This is a genomic window from Paenibacillus phytorum (genome assembly GCF_013141715.1).
In the GTDB taxonomy this organism is placed as follows: domain Bacteria; phylum Bacillota; class Bacilli; order Paenibacillales; family NBRC-103111; genus Paenibacillus_E; species Paenibacillus_E phytorum.
Genome location: NZ_WHOA01000233.1, coordinates 44,616 through 60,858, shown reverse-complemented (window position 1 = coordinate 60,858; position 16,243 = coordinate 44,616). Strand labels below are relative to the sequence as shown.

Sequence of the window (16,243 nt, the reverse complement as noted above, 5' to 3'; positions counted from 1 at the left end):
GAAAATTTGATTATAGTATGAAAAAACCAACTGCAAGGAGATTAAGGTGGGAATTCATAAAATGAGAGAATTCCCGCTAGGCCGAATCGGACAAACGTACTTTACCCCAACGAGCAGATCACCAAAATACGGTGGGAGCATCTGAGTCGTAATTAGGGCAAGTAGGCAGGATCCCAAAGTAGGATCCCCCCTCTCTATTTACTGTTTATCTCTATTTTCTCGATCAACTGCGCTCCGTTATTTGCAACCTTTCCGACGTCCTTTCGAAACGGGATACCTTACCATCTGTTCCGCGGGTAAGGGAACGAGCAAGGATTGAAGTAATTCTTTGTCTGAATTGTCCGGATCTAACCAGGTATCAACGCCTAATGGCTCCAGAATAACCGGCATGCGGTCATGCACATTTTTAACAAGATCATTCGGGGTTGTGGTAATGATTGTGCAGCTCCGCAGCTTTTCCCCGTCAGGCTGCGTCCATTCGTCCCATAGACCGGCATATCCATAGACGGATTTATCCTCCAACTCAAACCGGTACGGTTGCTTGTCCGCCCCTTCTTTTTTCCACTCATAGAATCCGTCTGCCGGTAGTATGACACGCTGGCTTTTCAGAAGACGGCCAAAGGCAGGCTTTTCCTGAACGGTCTCGGCCCGTGCGTTAATCATCTTAAACCCGACCTTAATGTCCTTTTCCCAAAATGGCACCAAGCCCCAGCGAAAACCTTCGTTCTTCGGGAATATCGGGGGCAAACTAGATTCTCCTGCGAAGACAATTATGTAAGAGGACAAGAACATATATCTATAGAGATCCGCGCGCAGCGCGGTTTTATTATTTTAAGGATGTAAGTTCTTGTCTTTTTCGCAAGACAAGAACTTACATCCTTTACTGATGCTGGACAAGAACTTATATCCTTTGACATGGTGGAGTTCAACGTATAATATTTCACCATTTAAAGAGTGTTAAAAACCACTTTAAATACTATTTAGGGACGTCTTAAAAGGAATAAACAATTAATATTTGTGCTAAGAACTTATATCTTTTGCCGAATTATTGTACAAGAACATATAACTATTACCGTAAATACAGACAAGAACTTATATTCTTAGCTGATTTTTTGGACAAGAACAAAGTGATATTGCCATAGCGTGAATTGGATCAACAAGAAGTGATTTGTTAACCTTTACACTTCTCATCAAATTAATCTGTGTAGGTTTTAGTAATCGTAATAATTGGTGCTGTCGTCTGGATATTGAGTTTTGGCATTGGAATAGTTATTAATTTAACATCTATGTCTAATTCCCACGATATACATTCCAGTTTTATACCCAAGCACTTGGAGAAATGTTCCATAGGGTTTCTTCTGTTCCCGCATGTCCAAAATTGGAACGACAGAGTCTAATAAGCTTTCTTTCCGGACGACAACTGTTATCCAGGGCAATGGAATCCTGCGAATGAGTGAGTAAAAGTGAGATAAACCCTTAAAACCGAGGGAAGGGTAGGATAGTTGAATAGTGTGCCTAGCGAAGCTAGGCACAACTAGTTGGTGAAAGTCCAACCGAGGTAGGGACCGAGCTGCCTCGTAGCTAGCAGGCATCTTTACAAAGCTATCAACCAAACGACTTACTGAGCTGCGTTCTAAAAGCAATTTATCAAGCTCCACTACAGAAAGAGTTCCTTTTTCAAGCTCTGTATTAGGTCATTTGCCTAAAACCATAGGCATGTGGATCGGTGAAAACGAGTCTGCAAAGTTCTGGCTAAGCGTCTTAAATGACCTGAAGAATCGTGGCGTACAGGATATCCTGATCACGTGTGTTGACAATTTAACAGGCTTCACACAAGCCATCTCGGTCTGCTATCCAAAGGCAGAGATCCAAAGTGCATCATCCACCAAATACGTAACTCCACCCGCTATGTCTCTTACAAAGATTTGAAGAAGGTAACACGGCCGATCAAAAGCCCATTTACAAAGCCGCATCTGAAGAAATGGTTCTTGTTGAACTTGACCGATTCGAGGAAGCCTGGGGAAGCAAATATCCACTCATCCTTCGATCAGTAACTTGGATTGGTGTATTTATGGATTTTAGTTTGAAGGAACAGTTATTCATTTTTATGTATAAAGTATACATTTTGTGAATGCTGATAGTCTCAACAATTATGATTGATTTGAACAACTCAGTTCATTCATTTTCTCACTAATTGTGAAAAGGAACCTTGATATATCAAGGTTTTAGGAATCTAAATTCTCATTAATTATGACGCCACACATGAGGAGTCTCTCCGAACGGGATTCCTGACGGTTATGTGACAAGTATTAATGTTGACGGCAAATTAATTTATGAGGGTCATGAGGTTCAAGGAAGATTCAACGGCAAGGGAAAGTATTATGAAGATGGCAAACTCGATTTTGAAGGCGAGTTTAAAGACGGTCAGCCTGTACCCTCAAATAAATGATTAGGAAGTAGCTATATACGACGATAACGTTAGAATATCGGGATTGAAAAAAAAGCCCCTAGGCGGCAAGTTGACGTCGGTACTCTATACCGGCGTCAGCTTCTTTAATTTTCTTTGTGTTCGTTTTCTTTATAAAAATCAATTGAATATCTATAAAGGAAAAGCCTCAATTAGATTCTCTCGAATTTATTGCAGGAGATCTTGTTGTTTTTATGAATCTTAAATTGGTAATATAAATAAGGGTGAAAATGCTTGCAAACTAGGTTAACCTGAAATAGCGGCAAAAATGCAATGGAAAGAGCGGGTCTTCATGATACGATTGAAAGAAAGATTTACACAATTAACCTTAAGAAACAGACTGATCTTAACATTTGCTTGCTTTATCGTTATCCCTTTTATCATTATTGGCGGCACCTTGTCATGGCTGTATGTCGAATCCAATCGGCACATGATTCTGGATGCAGCCGTTGAAAGCAATAAACAAATCGTCAGGAATATCGATACATCGCTTAATCCGATACTGCGCTTATCCATGTATCCCGTGCAGGATAAGGCCATATTACAGATGATGCACAAAGATTACACGGCTTCTCCTTATCCGTTGTACGAGAGAAGCCAGGATTACGATACGGCGGGCGGAATAATTAAGAACAGCATTCTGCTGTATTCCGATTTGATTGATTCCGTGGTCATTTACCAAAGCAAAAATCGGATGGTCATAGGTAGAAGTAATGACGATTACATGAATCATGCGTATTTGGAAACTGAGTTTCAACAAGAACCTTATGTCCGGAAGATCATTGAAAATAAAGGATTATTTGTACCGATCGGGGTGCATCCCGAAAAATTGATGTCCTATGACAATACTCCGGTCGTCTCCATCGGCCGGGCGATCGTCGACCCCTATTCGAAAGAAAATCTGGGTTTTATTTTGCTTAATATTAGTGTGGACAAGTTGAAGACGTTATGGAGCGACATTCGTTTTACGACGCACACCGGATTCTATTTGATCGATGAGGACAGAAGGATCATATACAGCAAAAATAAGCGAGAAATCGGAGAATGGGCAGCTGATGTTATCGGCAATGACTTTGTCCACATGGACGGGGAGCAAAAAGGATTACTGGAAAACAATAACGAGTATTTTATCGCCTCTACCTCTCATATTTCGAATTGGATGGCCGTTACGATTATCCCTAAGAACGAATTATTCGCTTTCGTCAACACGATCGTAAGAACGATAGCCATTTCCCTTTTGGTTCTGTTGGGTCTATCCATGCTCAGTTCGATTTATATTGCCACGGGCATTACTAAGCCTTTATTAAATCTTCAAAGAAAGATGAAGTTGGTCTCTCAAGGGAACTTGGATGTTACAATCGATATCCAGAAAGGGGAAGTCGGTAAAATCAGTGTTACGATCGACAATATGCTCAAGGAAATTCGCAGGCTGATTCAACAGATTTATCAAGATGAACAGGAGAAAAGGAATTTGGAAGCGCTGGCGCTTCAATCCCAAATCAAGCCTCATTTTATTTACAACACGCTTAATGTCATCAAGTGGATGGCGAAGATTCAGGGGGCATCGGGAATCGAAGAAGCGCTTACCGCTTTTACCTCCGTGATCAAGTTTACGGCCAAGACGGAGAGTGATTATGTAACCATTTCCGACGAAGTGGTGTTCATCAAAAGCTATACGAAAATTTTGGAGTTTCGTTATTTCAATAAATTCGAGGTTTCTTTCAACATAGATCCGGCTGTTATGGATTACAAAACATTGAAGTTTCTGCTGCAGCCTTTAATCGAAAATGCAGTATTCCATGGGTTTGATGAAATCCCTTATAAAGGTGAATTAACGGTTAGCATTTTTGAAGATTCCGGCAGCTTAAACATGATTGTTGCTGATAACGGCAGAGGATTTAATGCCGAACGCCGGAAAGATGAGCCCAGCAAAACAGGTGATCAGTTAAATGAGATCGGTGTGAAAAATATACGCAAACGGATTAAACTCCATTTTGGGGAAGATTATGGTTTATGGATCACAAGCGAAGAGGGGAGTGGTACAGTGGCTAAGATTGTTGTGCCTGTCATCAATAACAATCATGAAGGTGAAACGAAATGAAATTGATTATCGTAGATGATGAGCCACTTATTCAGATCGGAATTAAATCATCGATAGGCTGGCAGGGCTCTGGAGTGGAGATTGTTGGGGAAGCAGCTGACGGCGAAGAGGCGTTAAAGCTGATAGAGGAGAAGAACCCTGACGTCGTTCTGCTGGATATCAAAATGCCGAAAAAAGACGGCCTCGAGGTGCTGTCAGAAATGAAAGCCAAAGGAATGAAGGCGAAAGTCATCGTTCTCAGCAGCTTTGATGATTTCGCTTACGTGAAGAAGGCTATGAAACTGGGAGCCGTTGATTATTTTCATAAACCAAGCATGAGCATTGAGGAAATTCTAGACGTTTTAAATAGCCTCAAAGAAGATATCACAACGGATGACGAAAGCGAGCCTCAGGAGCCGAATGCCGAACAGGAACGGGACAGGCTGCTTCATCATTTGTTGGCAGGTAAAACGGATGATGCCCGACTGACCAAATTAAAGGAAGGCAATCTGTACGTAATCGTATTTACGGTAAAACAATACTACCAGGTTATGAAACGGTATACCAAAGAAAGTCCGGCGTTTCTGCCGAATACGATCCAAAACCTAATGAACGGGCTGCTCTCCAAAGAGAGCGAGATTGAATGTGTGCGGATGGAAGAAAATTTGTATGCAGTCATGGTTAGCTACAGCCGTTCCAAGAGTGTTAAGGAATCCTTCTCCCGCGTAAACGATATTCTGTATATGATCCATTCTTCACTTAAAAGGTTTATCAATATCGATACGGTATTCGGAATCAGCGAGGCGTTTCACTCTTTTGGAAACTTCAGTCAAGCGTTCAGACAGTCAAAGCAAGCTTTGGAAATGAAATTTTATCAACCGAACGATCTGGTTTTCTATTACCGTGCCCGAAATGAGGATGAAGAGCAGAAGCTCGAACAGATTCATGATTATGTCGTAGCTATGAAAAACGGATTAAAGGAAGAGAAATACGAAATGTTTGCCGTGAATTTGGAAGCGTGGGAGCAATATGTTGAGCAGCATGAATGTCTGACAGAGCGAGATGTGAAAAAAATTTATGAAGGACTTCATTTTATGCTGCAGGAAGGCGAAACTTATTCCGGAAATAACACGGATCAGCAAGAGATTGAGGATTTTGTTGAATTATCCACTTACTATCACGCGTTATTCAATGAAAAGCTGAAAGCTAAACTTTCCAGTACGAATAAGGAATATAATCCGCTCATAAGGAACATCATTCAATATATCGAAACGAACTATCAACAATCGATTTCATTAAAAATGTTAGGCGACATCTTTAAGGCCAGTCCGAATTATATTAGCCGTCTATTCAAACAAGAAGTGGACCGAGGTCTATTTGACTATCTAAATGAAATTAGAATTCGCAGGGCCAAAGAGTTACTGAAGGACTCCAATTATAAAATTTATGAAATCGCCGAAATGGTCGGATTCAACAGCCAGGTCCATTTCGCGATTGTGTTCCATAAATATGTCGGCATGGCTCCGAAAGAGTATCGCAAGGAGATAGGTTGATTACGATAAATAAAAGTAAATTTAAATAAATAATGCGCTTTTATGATGAACCCACTAGAGATCATGAGAAATAAGAATACTCCATTATATTAAATTAATCATAATTTGATTAATTTTTTTTTGTTTGCACAACCTTTAACATTACATGTAGAAAGTAAATACTCATCTTCATATAGGGGGAAGCATCATGAGAAAAAAAATAAAGCTAACGGCAATGCTTATGCTTTGTTTTACTTTAATCTTCGTTCTGGCGGCTTGCGGCGCCAACAAAGACAACGGCGGCAACGGTAACCAAGCCGGAGCTGACGGAAATGCAGGCAACAAAAAAACTACGGTAACGATGGGCTTCTGGGGTACCGCAGAGGATTTAAAGATTTATCAAACGGCGGCTGGTTCCATTTCGGAGCAGTATCCGAACATTGAGCTCAAAATAAAACAATACCCGAGCAGCGATCAATTCTGGAACGCGCTTCCAGGTGAAATCGCAGCGAAAGTGGCGCCTGACTTTATTAAAATCTCGAATGAAGGCTCTTATGAGTATATCAACAAAGGTTTGTTCGCCGCGCTGGACGATTTGATTCAACCCGCAGGCGTGGATATGAACAAATTCAGCAACGCATCGACTGATATTTGGAAAGTGGACGGCAAGTCATACGGTATTCCTAACAGCAGTTCTCCGGCCATGTTCTTCATCAACGAAGAGATGTGGAAGAATGCGGGACTGGGCGCTTATCCGACAACTTGGGAAGAAGTTCAGGCTGCAGCGAAAAAGTTGACAACGAAAGACGTACACGGTATCACAATCAATCTTGATCCTTACCATATTACAAATTACGCAAAAAGCTTCGGCGGTGGATGGGGTAACGGTAAAACGATCAACTCTCCGGAAAACGTACAAGCGCTGCAATCGATTTTTGACATGTATAAAGACGGTGTCGCAGTGACTCCTAAATCCGTCGGCTTTGGCTGGGATGGGGAGGTATTCGCGAACGGAAAAGCCGCTATGACAACGGGCGGGCATTGGTACAAAAGCTTCTTGAAAAATGCTGCTCCTGGCTTGAAATACGCGGTAGTTCCCGTACCGAAAGGAACCGTTGCAGGAAGCACGATGATCGCTGATGCTTATGTGGTCCTTCAAGATGCGAAGAACAAAGAAGCGGCAGTACAGGCAGCTTACTATATGACTAATGAGAAAACGCAAGCAGAATTCATGAAATTGGGGAGCAACTCGGCGGTAACAAGCCTTTCCTCCAAGTATTTCGCGGAAAACCCGGAATTCAAAGCGGTTGAACCTGCTCTTGCTTACAGCACGGACTTCGGATACCCGGCGGAAACGAAGAAATTCAAAGACGAGCTGGTGAATAAGTTAGAAGCGAACATTCTAGGCGGAGCGAAGAAATCGGCTCAAGAAATTCTCGAAAGCATTCAGTCGCAATTCAAATAATTGATCGGTTTCCGTTTCCATTTGTGAAACGGGAACCTTTTTTTCCACAGAACATTACAAGGTGAATGGAGGAATATAATGGCTGGCTATGAAAAACAGATTGCAAATGTTAGCGTAAATAGCGCAAAGAAGCAGTCATGGTTCCGTTCCGTCACGGATTCGGATATGGCAGTCGGCTGGTTGTTCTCTTTGCCTTTTTTAATATTATGGGCATGGTGGTTTTTTTATCCCTTTTTACAGTCTTTTATCAGAAGCTTTCAGGACGCGAATTTCGCTGCTTTGGATGAAGCGAATTTTATAGGTTTGCAAAACTATATCAACATATTGCAGGACTCGGAATTTTACAGGGCGGTTCTTCATTCCCTGCAAATTGTCTTGATTGCGGTACCGGTTCAAACAGCCCTCGGTTTGCTTATGGCGATTTTGGTCAATCAGAAGGTGAAAGGAAAGGGATTGTTCAGAACCATCTTTTTCATTCCCTATATCACTTCGCAAATCGCGGTGACAACCGTATTTATGACGCTGTTCAAAAAGGGCACTTTCGTCACTGAATTTTTTGCTCTTTTCGGTTTTGAGAATGTTACCTGGTATGCCAGTACCAGTTATGCCTTATTGTTCGTTGCGATCCTGTTCATTTTCCAACAGAGCGGATTCAGCATGATCGTGTATTTATCGGCCCTTCAGGAAGTGCCGAAAGATCTTTATGAAGCGGGACAAATCGACGGGGCATCGAAATGGTCTCAGTTCCGTTATATTACCGTGCCTTATTTGAGGCCGATCACCTTCTTTGTCGTTTCCGTCTCCACGATTCTCGGTTTTCAAATCTACGACCAAATTGCGGCGATTTCAAGGTATGGCGCCCTGGGGTCTCCGGCAGGCGCAACGAGCACGGTCGTAACTTATTTCTACCAAAACGGAATCCGTTATTTGAATATCGGTTACGGTAGTGCGGCCGTCGTCTTATTTTTCTTTATCATCATAATCATTACGTTTCTTCAGAAGAAACTGCTGGATGAAAAGGGGTGACGTTGAATGTCAGCTAAAAAAAGGGTTTCTAGTATTACAAATTACGCACTGCTTATCCTATTTGGATTTATCTTTGCCCTTCCGTTCTTGTACACGATATACACGTCGCTTGTCAGTTTGCAGGACGTCAACAAGTTTACGGCATTATCGGATTTGACCTTAAAAAATTACGCGCTGTTTTTTACGAATGAAGCCTATAACGTTCCGCAATGGCTAATTAATACCGTAATTATAACCGGTTTGGTTATTCTCGGAAATTTGATTATAAATCCGATGGCTGCGTTTGCTCTTGCGAAATTGGACTTTGCCGGAAAGCAAATCGTTTACTGGATTGTTGTTGGAACGATGATGGTTCCGTATCACATGATCCTCATTCCGGTTTACGTGAATGTAGCCCACTTGGGGTGGTTGAACACCTTTACGGCTTTGACGGTTCCTTTTCTTTATCAATGTTTGTACATTTTCATGTTAAGGCAGTTTTTCGTCAGCGTACCGGGTGAATTTATTGAAGCGGCCCGATTGGACGGACTGTCGAAAATGGGTGCCTTCTGGCGGATTGTTTATCCGCTCGCTAAATCGTCGTTGATTACGATGTCGATTCTTGCTTTTGCAGGGACGTGGAACAGTTACCTGATTCCGAGTACGTTGGTTAATATTCCGGAGAAATATGTGCTCGTTGTCGGTTTGAACAGCCTTAAAGACGCATTCTTCGAAAATACGCCGCTTATTATGGCAGGTGTAGTGCTGACCACGCTTCCGATTTTGGTCTTCTTCTTCATTTTCCAAAAACAATATATCGAAGGCGTATCCAGCACCGGTATCAAAGGATGAGCTAATGCTTGACTACATGAATTTACAGAGGAATGAGGGCGACAGATGGATTATCGTGTCATAAAAGAAGGCGGGTTATTTTTTCTTACAGATTTGAATGGCGATGTAGCCGGTAACGATGAAAAAGGACATGGGCTATATACGAACGATACCCGTTTTTTAAGCCGTATGGAGCTTTATATCGACGGAGAAAAACCGTCGCTGCTGTCTTCAGAAGCGGACAAGAGCTATTTTGCTGCCATTCGGCTTATGAAGTTGGAGAAAGATGCAGGCGCCATTGAAATTATCAGGGAACGTTATATCTATGACGGCACCCTGTACGAGAATGTGTCGCTCACCAATTATTTTCCTGCCGCGGTACAGTTTGATTTCGCTGTTCACTTTGATGTTGATTTCCAGGACATGTTTATCGTCCGGAAATACCGTACAGGTGACGTTGGGCATATAAGCGGCAGGGAACTGAACGAACAAAAGCTGTCCATCCGTTATGAAGGAAAGGACAACATTCAAAGAGAAACGCTTATCCGCTGGGATGAGAAGGAAACGGCAGCTGCTTTGAATGGGGAGATTCATTTCACCGTTGCGCTGGAGCCGAAGCAAACGAAGCAAATATGCTTCTTTATTGCACCTATATTGCAGGATCAACGTAAGACGAGTAAAAGAACATTCGAGGACGGGCTTCAGCTTCTGGAAACATCATACGAAGAATGGTATAAAGCAACAACCAGCGTTACGACGGACTCCGGCATTTTCAACGGATTATACCGGCGCGGAGTGCAGGATTTACGGATGCTTATGACCGACGTAGGCTATGGCGACATACCGGTGGCCGGGCTGCCATGGTTCGCCGTTCCTTTCGGACGGGACAGCCTGATCACATCATTGTTCATGCTTCCTCTCAATCCGGACAGCGTGAAGGGAACGCTTCGCACGCTGGCGGCTTATCAGGGAACGGCAAACGATGCTTGGCGGGATGAGCAGCCAGGAAAAATTATGCACGAAATCCGTTTCGGCGAACTTGCGAATACGAACCAGTCGCCGTTTTCCCCGTATTACGGTTCTGTAGATTCCACTCCGTTGTTTCTAGTGGTGATTGTAGAGTATGTACGCTGGACAGGTGATCTTGCTCTTGTGGAAGAGTTAATGCCGAATGTGATCCGTGCGTTGGAATGGATCGATGCAGCCGATCAGGCTGGCAATGGGTTCCTCACCTACCATCAAGAGGCGGAAAAAGGCTTTCCGAATCAGGGATGGAAAGACTCTGCAAATTCGATCGTGCATGATACGGGAGCGTATGCTGCTACTCCCATTGCACTTTCTGAGGTGCAAGGCTACGTATACCAAGCACGAAAAGGGCTGGCTCCGATTATGGAGAGGCTTGGAAAACAAGAATTAGCGGTTAAATTGCAGCGCGAAGCCGAGGCGGGCAAAGCTCATTTTGAAAGGTCCTTTTGGATGGAAGACGAACGATATTATGCGATCGCTCTCGATAAGGAGCAGCGCCAGGTACGTTCCGTTACATCCAATCCGGGACATTTGCTTCTGGCTGAGCTTCCCGATTCGGCACGTGCCGACTACCTTGTGAAAAGGCTGATCGCACCGGATATGTTTAACGGATATGGCATTCGTACGATGAGCACGGAGTCGACCGGTTACTATCCGATGAGCTATCATAACGGCAGTGTCTGGCCGCACGATAATGCGATGATATTGTTAGGCTTAAGCCGAATGGGCTATAACCGAGAAGCAGCCGAGCTTATGACAGGACTGCTTGCTTCATCGACTTTCTTTGAATACCAACGATTGCCGGAATTGTTTTGTGGCTATGATTCGGGTCTAGGCAGTCCTGTACCATATCCTACTACTTGCTCTCCGCAGGCTTGGTCGGCGGGAACGTCCATCGTCTTCTTACAAGTGATTTTAGGACTGATTCCGGATGCGTTAACCAAAACCTTTACCCTTGATCCGTTTCTGCCCAATACACTTAACGAGTTTAAAGCGGAGCATATCGGCGTCGGTGAAGGGCGCTTATCGGTTAAGCTGACACGGACAATCGATTCGGATCGTCCGACCGTTGAAATTATTGAAAATACAACCGGTTATCAATTGATAATGGGAATGGGAGCATAAATGTATGAAAAAAACATGGTGGAAGGAAGCCGTTGTTTATCAGGTATATTGGCGCAGCTTTTATGATACCGACGGAGATGGATATGGAGATTTGGAAGGTGTCATCCAAAAGTTGGATTATATTCGTGAATTAGGCGCTGATGTCATTTGGCTGAATCCATGCTACGGTTCCCCGGACGTCGATAACGGATACGATATCTCCGATTACCGGTCCATTATGCCGAAGGCAGGGACAATGGATACTTTCGAGCGGCTGTTGAAGGAAGTCCATGCCCGCGGAATGAAGCTGATCATGGACCTTGTTGTGAACCATACCTCGGATCAGCATCCATGGTTTATCGAATCACGCTCCTCCAAGGATAACCCGAAAAGGGACTATTACATTTGGCGGAAAGAAACCAACAATTGGCGGTCCTACTTCACTCCATCCACGTGGGAGTACGATCCGCGTACCGATGAATCGTATTTTCACTCTTTTGCGGTGGAACAACCGGACTTGAATTGGGAAAATCCGCAGGTGCGGGAAGAAATTTATGACATGATGCGCTTTTGGTTGGACAAGGGCATTGACGGATTCCGCATGGATGTCATCAACCTGCTCGCTAAACAGCAAGGCTTTCCTGACGCGGAACAACCGGAAAACATCTCGTATTTAGGGAACAACCCGGGTATACATGAATATTTGCAGGAAATGAATGAAAAGGTATTAAAGCATTATGACATTTTCGCCGTAGGCGAAATTCCTTTTGTCACACCTGAGGACGGGCTTCTTTATGTTGGGGAAGATCGGGCGGAACTTGATACCCTATTTCATTTTGAAGTATGCGACTACATGCCGCACTGGGACATGCACCGTTTCAAAGAGATTCAGAAGAGATGGTATGACGGGATGTGGGGAAAAGGGTGGAATTCGCAGTTTCTCAATAACCATGATCATACAAGACTCGTGACCAGGTTCGGCAACGACAGCACCTACAGGGTCGAATCGGCTAAATGCTTTGCTACATTGCTTCATACGCTCCCTGGCATGCCTTACATTTATCAAGGGGAAGAAATCGGGATGACGGGCGTGCGTTTCGAGTCGATTGATGACTACGACGATATTGCTATGAAGAATAAATATAAAGAGGAGGTGGAGAAAGGCCGCGATCCGCAAATGGTGTTCGAGGAACTTCTCCATCTATCGAGAGATAATTCCCGCACGCCGATGCAGTGGGATACGTTGGATCAGGCCGGCTTTACCCAAGGAACGCCCTGGATTAAAATGAATCCGAACTATATGAGCATTAACGTGGAACAGGCGCTGGCCGACCCGGATTCGATATTTTACTATTACCAAAACCTGATTCGGCTGCGGAAAGAAAATGAAGTTATGATTTACGGTTCTTATGAGCCATTGGTGGAACAAGACCCGGAAATTTACGCTTACTTACGGGTTTTGGGACAAGAACGTTGGTTGGTGCTGCTGAATATATCGGATCAGTCCGTCAAATTCGAGCTACCCGGGTCGTTATCTGGAAAGTTAGGAGAAATGCTTATTTGTAATTATTCTCAGCCGGAAGAGGATGATCTTAGATCAAGACCTTATGAAGCCCGCATATACCGGGTATCGGTTTGATTGTAGGGATTATAGCCATTCCACTCGGAAGGGATTTTTTCTCATTGCTTCGGGATTCAAGCCGGAGTATGGAATATACACAACGATCGTGACCGGGATCTTGATTTCCGTGTTAGACGATTCGAGATATAAGATTGGCGGGCCGACCGGGGCGTTTGTACCCTTACTCTTTGCGATTGTAATGAAGCATGGTTATGAGGGAAGTGATGGCAATAGACGGAATTCGCGAAGCCTTAGACCAACTCGAAATGTCGGATGGCTGGCAGATCGTACATCCTGTAGGTATTAGGCTACTGATATTTGGCCATAATGGAAAATATAATTACTTATTTTTAAAAGTGGAATAATTTATATGTCTACTGATCTCAAAATGAATTTTGAAAATTTTCTTAATTGCTCACCAGCTAGTTTCATGTTTGTCGATGGTTACTCAGGATTGGAACAACATCTTTTGCAAGGGAAATCATAAGAGAATTTAATTATATAAATGATGGCGAAATAATAGTTAGGTTAACCCAAGCTCCTTATATCGATAAAATGAAAGAGATTTTATAATTTCTTTATTAAGAGAAGACGGGATATATTCATGAAATATTCCTACCTCAGATTTGAAAACAATTTTATTAAGAAAATTATCGAGTTGTAAGTATGTGATAGTTGATGATTCACAAAATCTATTAAATTCATTTAAGCTAATGAAGAATCATTTCATGTTTATGTCATGGCTCGTAATATTAAAGTTTTGTACTTAGGTGGTACAGTTCCATTTCTACCCATGCTTGAAAATTACGAAACAATTAAAAGAAGAAGTATAATATACAATTTAAAGGTATCTTAGGATCACATTGATGAAAATTTAAACACGAACCAATTCGGTATCGTGTTTTTTTGTGCAGCGAAACACGATTTTAAGACAATTCATCTTACAATAATCATGCGAAACGACAAAAAATAATACAGAAGGCGCCAAAACCATATTACAAAAACATCAAAATTAGTGTAATAAAAACGACAAAACAAGTTACAGTTATCATTTTTTTTTTTTTTTTTTTATGTGTATTTCTATAATTCTTATTTCTCTTACAATGAATTATCTTTTCAGTAAATAAGCTCATTATTTAAGGAGTAAACCGACTTGGTTTACTTCTTCTTCTTTTTGTGAACTATGATGAATATACTTTCCTAGAAAGCTCATTTGGAGGATTTTGGTGCTTTTTATCGAATAATACTTAATATTGTTGAATTCGGAGGTTTAACTTATGAATGCCAGTATTCGCTGAAGTGTTGGCGACAAACATCTTCGCTCCTTGAAAAAAACGCGCAAAGATGTGTCCTTGCATGATCCCATCGGAACGGACAAAGAGGGGAATGAGATTACATTGATTGACATCCTCGGAACTGAAGCGGATGATGTCGCGGATAAGGTTCAGCTTAAGATAGAGAAGAGCAAAATCTATCGCAATTTGGAGATATTGGACGATCGAAAGAAGGAAGTTGTTGTTGGGCGGTTTGGGTTAGAGCTTGGCGGGGAAGAGCGGACGCACTATAGCTTTTGGCTGCTTAATGATGTTCAAAGATATAAAAGTGATGCCATAGGGATGCGAGAAAGCTCTCCACGTGCTTGTCAGAAATAAAGGTACCAAATAAAAACTAAGTGTATGTCAACCGGTTGACATACACTTAGTCAATCGGTTATCATAATTTTGGTAGCGCATTCAAAATACAGTTTCAAGGGGGAAAAGGGTTTGAAAAAGATGAAGAGTATCACCGCTGCGGGAATTTGTTCGATTTTGTTGCTTTCCTCATTGGTGGCATGTTCCCAGAACAAGGCCCCAAACTCCTCGCCGGGCGCCAGTCAACAAGCAAAAGGCGTCAAGCTTACTTTCTTTAATACTTCAGCTGAAGTAAACAACGTGTTCGAGGACCTTTTTAAAACTTATCACGAGCAGAATCCTAACGTAACGATTGAATTGATTCCGACGCCAATCGGAGGAGCGCAGTTAGAGAAATTTCAATCCCTGTTAGCATCCGGCAACCCGGCCACAATAGCCAATCTTGACCCGGGAACGATTCTTCAATATAAAGATAAGTTTATGGACTTAGAGACGGAGAAGGCGAAGTTTGAAAAACTAACGAAGCCTGGGGCGGTTGACGGTGCTTTGCTGGACGGAAAATTCCTTGGCGTTCCATGGACTGCTCAAGGCTATGGCTTGTTATATAACAAACGGGTAGTTGAGGAATCGATCGGGGGGGCTTTCGATCCGGCTTCCATCAAAACCCGTAACGATTTGGAAGCATTGTTCAAAAAAATCGAAGCTGCCGGCAAGGCGCCTGTGATGATTCACGGGGCGGATTGGTCCTTAGGCGCTCACTATCTGGGATTGGCCTATTCTTTGCAATCGCCAAAAGTGGAAGAGAACCGTAAGTTTGTAGAGGATATGAAAAATGGCAAGGCGAATTTGGCTGACAATCAGCCATTCAACGGTTTGATGGATACATTCGACTTATTAAAGAAATACAATGCCAGAAAAAATGATCCGCTTGTCGCAGATTACAATAAAGACAGCACTGATTTTGCAAAAGGTAATGCCGCGTTTTATTTTATGGGGGATTGGACCTGGGCTGTAATTGGCACTCTTGAAGGAAGAGATAAAGAATTTGGAATCATTCCTGTACCGATTAGCAACAATCCGGCTGATTACGGCAATGCTCAAGTGGCTTACACGGAACCGAAGTTGTTCGCTATCGATAAATCCGGATCTACTCCCGAGCAGCAGGCAGCGGCTAAAGCATTCGTCGAATGGATGGTTACAAGCGAGCAGGGGCAAAGTGCGATTGTGACCAAGATGGGCCTGTCCTTGCCCTACAAGGATGTAAAGGCAAAAGGGTCGAATGTGATTTCTGATGCCATAACGAAATATGTCGACCAAGGGAAGGTCCTGAATATCAGTGTCATTAATTATTTTCCGCAAGACTATTGGTCCAAGACAGGAGCTTCCATGCAAAAATATATGGTAGGAAAAACCGACCGAAAGGCTTTCACGACAGAGGTTCAGGATTATTGGAAATCGAATGCTGGGAAATAGGGGTTAAG

General features: G+C 42.8%; 11 protein-coding genes and 3 pseudogenes. 13 read left to right on the top strand and 1 reads right to left on the bottom strand.

Annotated features, from left to right (window positions below; genetic code table 11):
- Positions 1-237 precede the first annotated feature (237 nt).
- Complete coding sequence (locus tag GC098_RS31995) at positions 238-747, bottom strand: SOS response-associated peptidase (protein ID WP_246359093.1); 510 nt, start codon at positions 745-747, stop codon at positions 238-240.
- A gap of 963 nt (positions 748-1,710) precedes the next feature.
- Between GC098_RS31995 and GC098_RS31990 the strand changes: the two are divergent.
- The 13 genes and pseudogenes from GC098_RS31990 to GC098_RS31940 all read left to right on the top strand — a co-directional run.
- Positions 1,711-2,050, top strand: a pseudogene (locus GC098_RS31990) (transposase); the annotation flags it as partial.
- Positions 2,051-2,299: 249 nt separating this feature from the next.
- The gene (locus GC098_RS31985) at positions 2,300-2,449 is read left to right on the top strand and encodes a hypothetical protein (RefSeq protein WP_171647827.1); all 150 of its coding nucleotides are present in this window, start codon (positions 2,300-2,302) and stop codon (positions 2,447-2,449) included.
- Between the two features lie 310 nt (positions 2,450-2,759).
- Positions 2,760-4,568 carry a sensor histidine kinase gene (locus GC098_RS31980; RefSeq protein ID WP_171647825.1) on the top strand — a complete coding sequence of 603 codons (1,809 nt, stop codon included), beginning with the start codon at positions 2,760-2,762 and terminating at the stop codon, positions 4,566-4,568.
- On the top strand, positions 4,565-6,100 hold the full coding sequence (locus tag GC098_RS31975) for a response regulator transcription factor (protein ID WP_171647823.1): 1,536 nt from the start codon (positions 4,565-4,567) through the stop codon (positions 6,098-6,100). The genes GC098_RS31980 and GC098_RS31975 overlap by 4 nt, the downstream gene beginning before the upstream one ends.
- A 187-nt stretch (positions 6,101-6,287) precedes the next feature.
- A complete protein-coding gene (locus GC098_RS31970) occupies positions 6,288-7,544 on the top strand; it encodes an ABC transporter substrate-binding protein (protein WP_171647821.1) in 1,257 nt (418 codons plus the stop codon).
- Positions 7,545-7,622: 78 nt separating this feature from the next.
- Positions 7,623-8,570, top strand: a complete 948-nt coding sequence (locus GC098_RS31965) for a carbohydrate ABC transporter permease (protein WP_171647819.1) — start codon at positions 7,623-7,625, stop codon at positions 8,568-8,570.
- Positions 8,571-8,576: 6 nt separating this feature from the next.
- Positions 8,577-9,401 carry a carbohydrate ABC transporter permease gene (locus GC098_RS31960; RefSeq protein ID WP_171647817.1) on the top strand — a complete coding sequence of 275 codons (825 nt, stop codon included), beginning with the start codon at positions 8,577-8,579 and terminating at the stop codon, positions 9,399-9,401.
- Positions 9,402-9,446: 45 nt separating this feature from the next.
- On the top strand, positions 9,447-11,531 hold the full coding sequence (locus GC098_RS31955) for an amylo-alpha-1,6-glucosidase (protein WP_171647815.1): 2,085 nt from the start codon (positions 9,447-9,449) through the stop codon (positions 11,529-11,531).
- Positions 11,532-11,535: 4 nt separating this feature from the next.
- Positions 11,536-13,149 carry a glycoside hydrolase family 13 protein gene (locus GC098_RS31950; protein WP_171647813.1) on the top strand — a complete coding sequence of 538 codons (1,614 nt, stop codon included), beginning with the start codon at positions 11,536-11,538 and terminating at the stop codon, positions 13,147-13,149.
- A pseudogene (locus tag GC098_RS40490) lies at positions 13,143-13,348 on the top strand (SulP family inorganic anion transporter); the annotation flags it as partial. The gene GC098_RS31950 and the pseudogene GC098_RS40490, both read left to right, overlap by 7 nt.
- Before the next feature lie 7 nt (positions 13,349-13,355).
- Positions 13,356-13,496, top strand: coding sequence for a hypothetical protein (locus tag GC098_RS39670; RefSeq protein WP_216625495.1), 141 nt, complete (start codon positions 13,356-13,358; stop codon positions 13,494-13,496).
- 948 nt (positions 13,497-14,444) lie between these two features.
- A pseudogene (locus tag GC098_RS31945) lies at positions 14,445-14,690 on the top strand (RNA polymerase subunit sigma-70); the annotation flags it as partial.
- Positions 14,691-14,903: 213 nt separating this feature from the next.
- Positions 14,904-16,235, top strand: coding sequence for an ABC transporter substrate-binding protein (locus GC098_RS31940; RefSeq protein ID WP_171647831.1), 1,332 nt, complete (start codon positions 14,904-14,906; stop codon positions 16,233-16,235).
- Positions 16,236-16,243 lie beyond the last annotated feature (8 nt).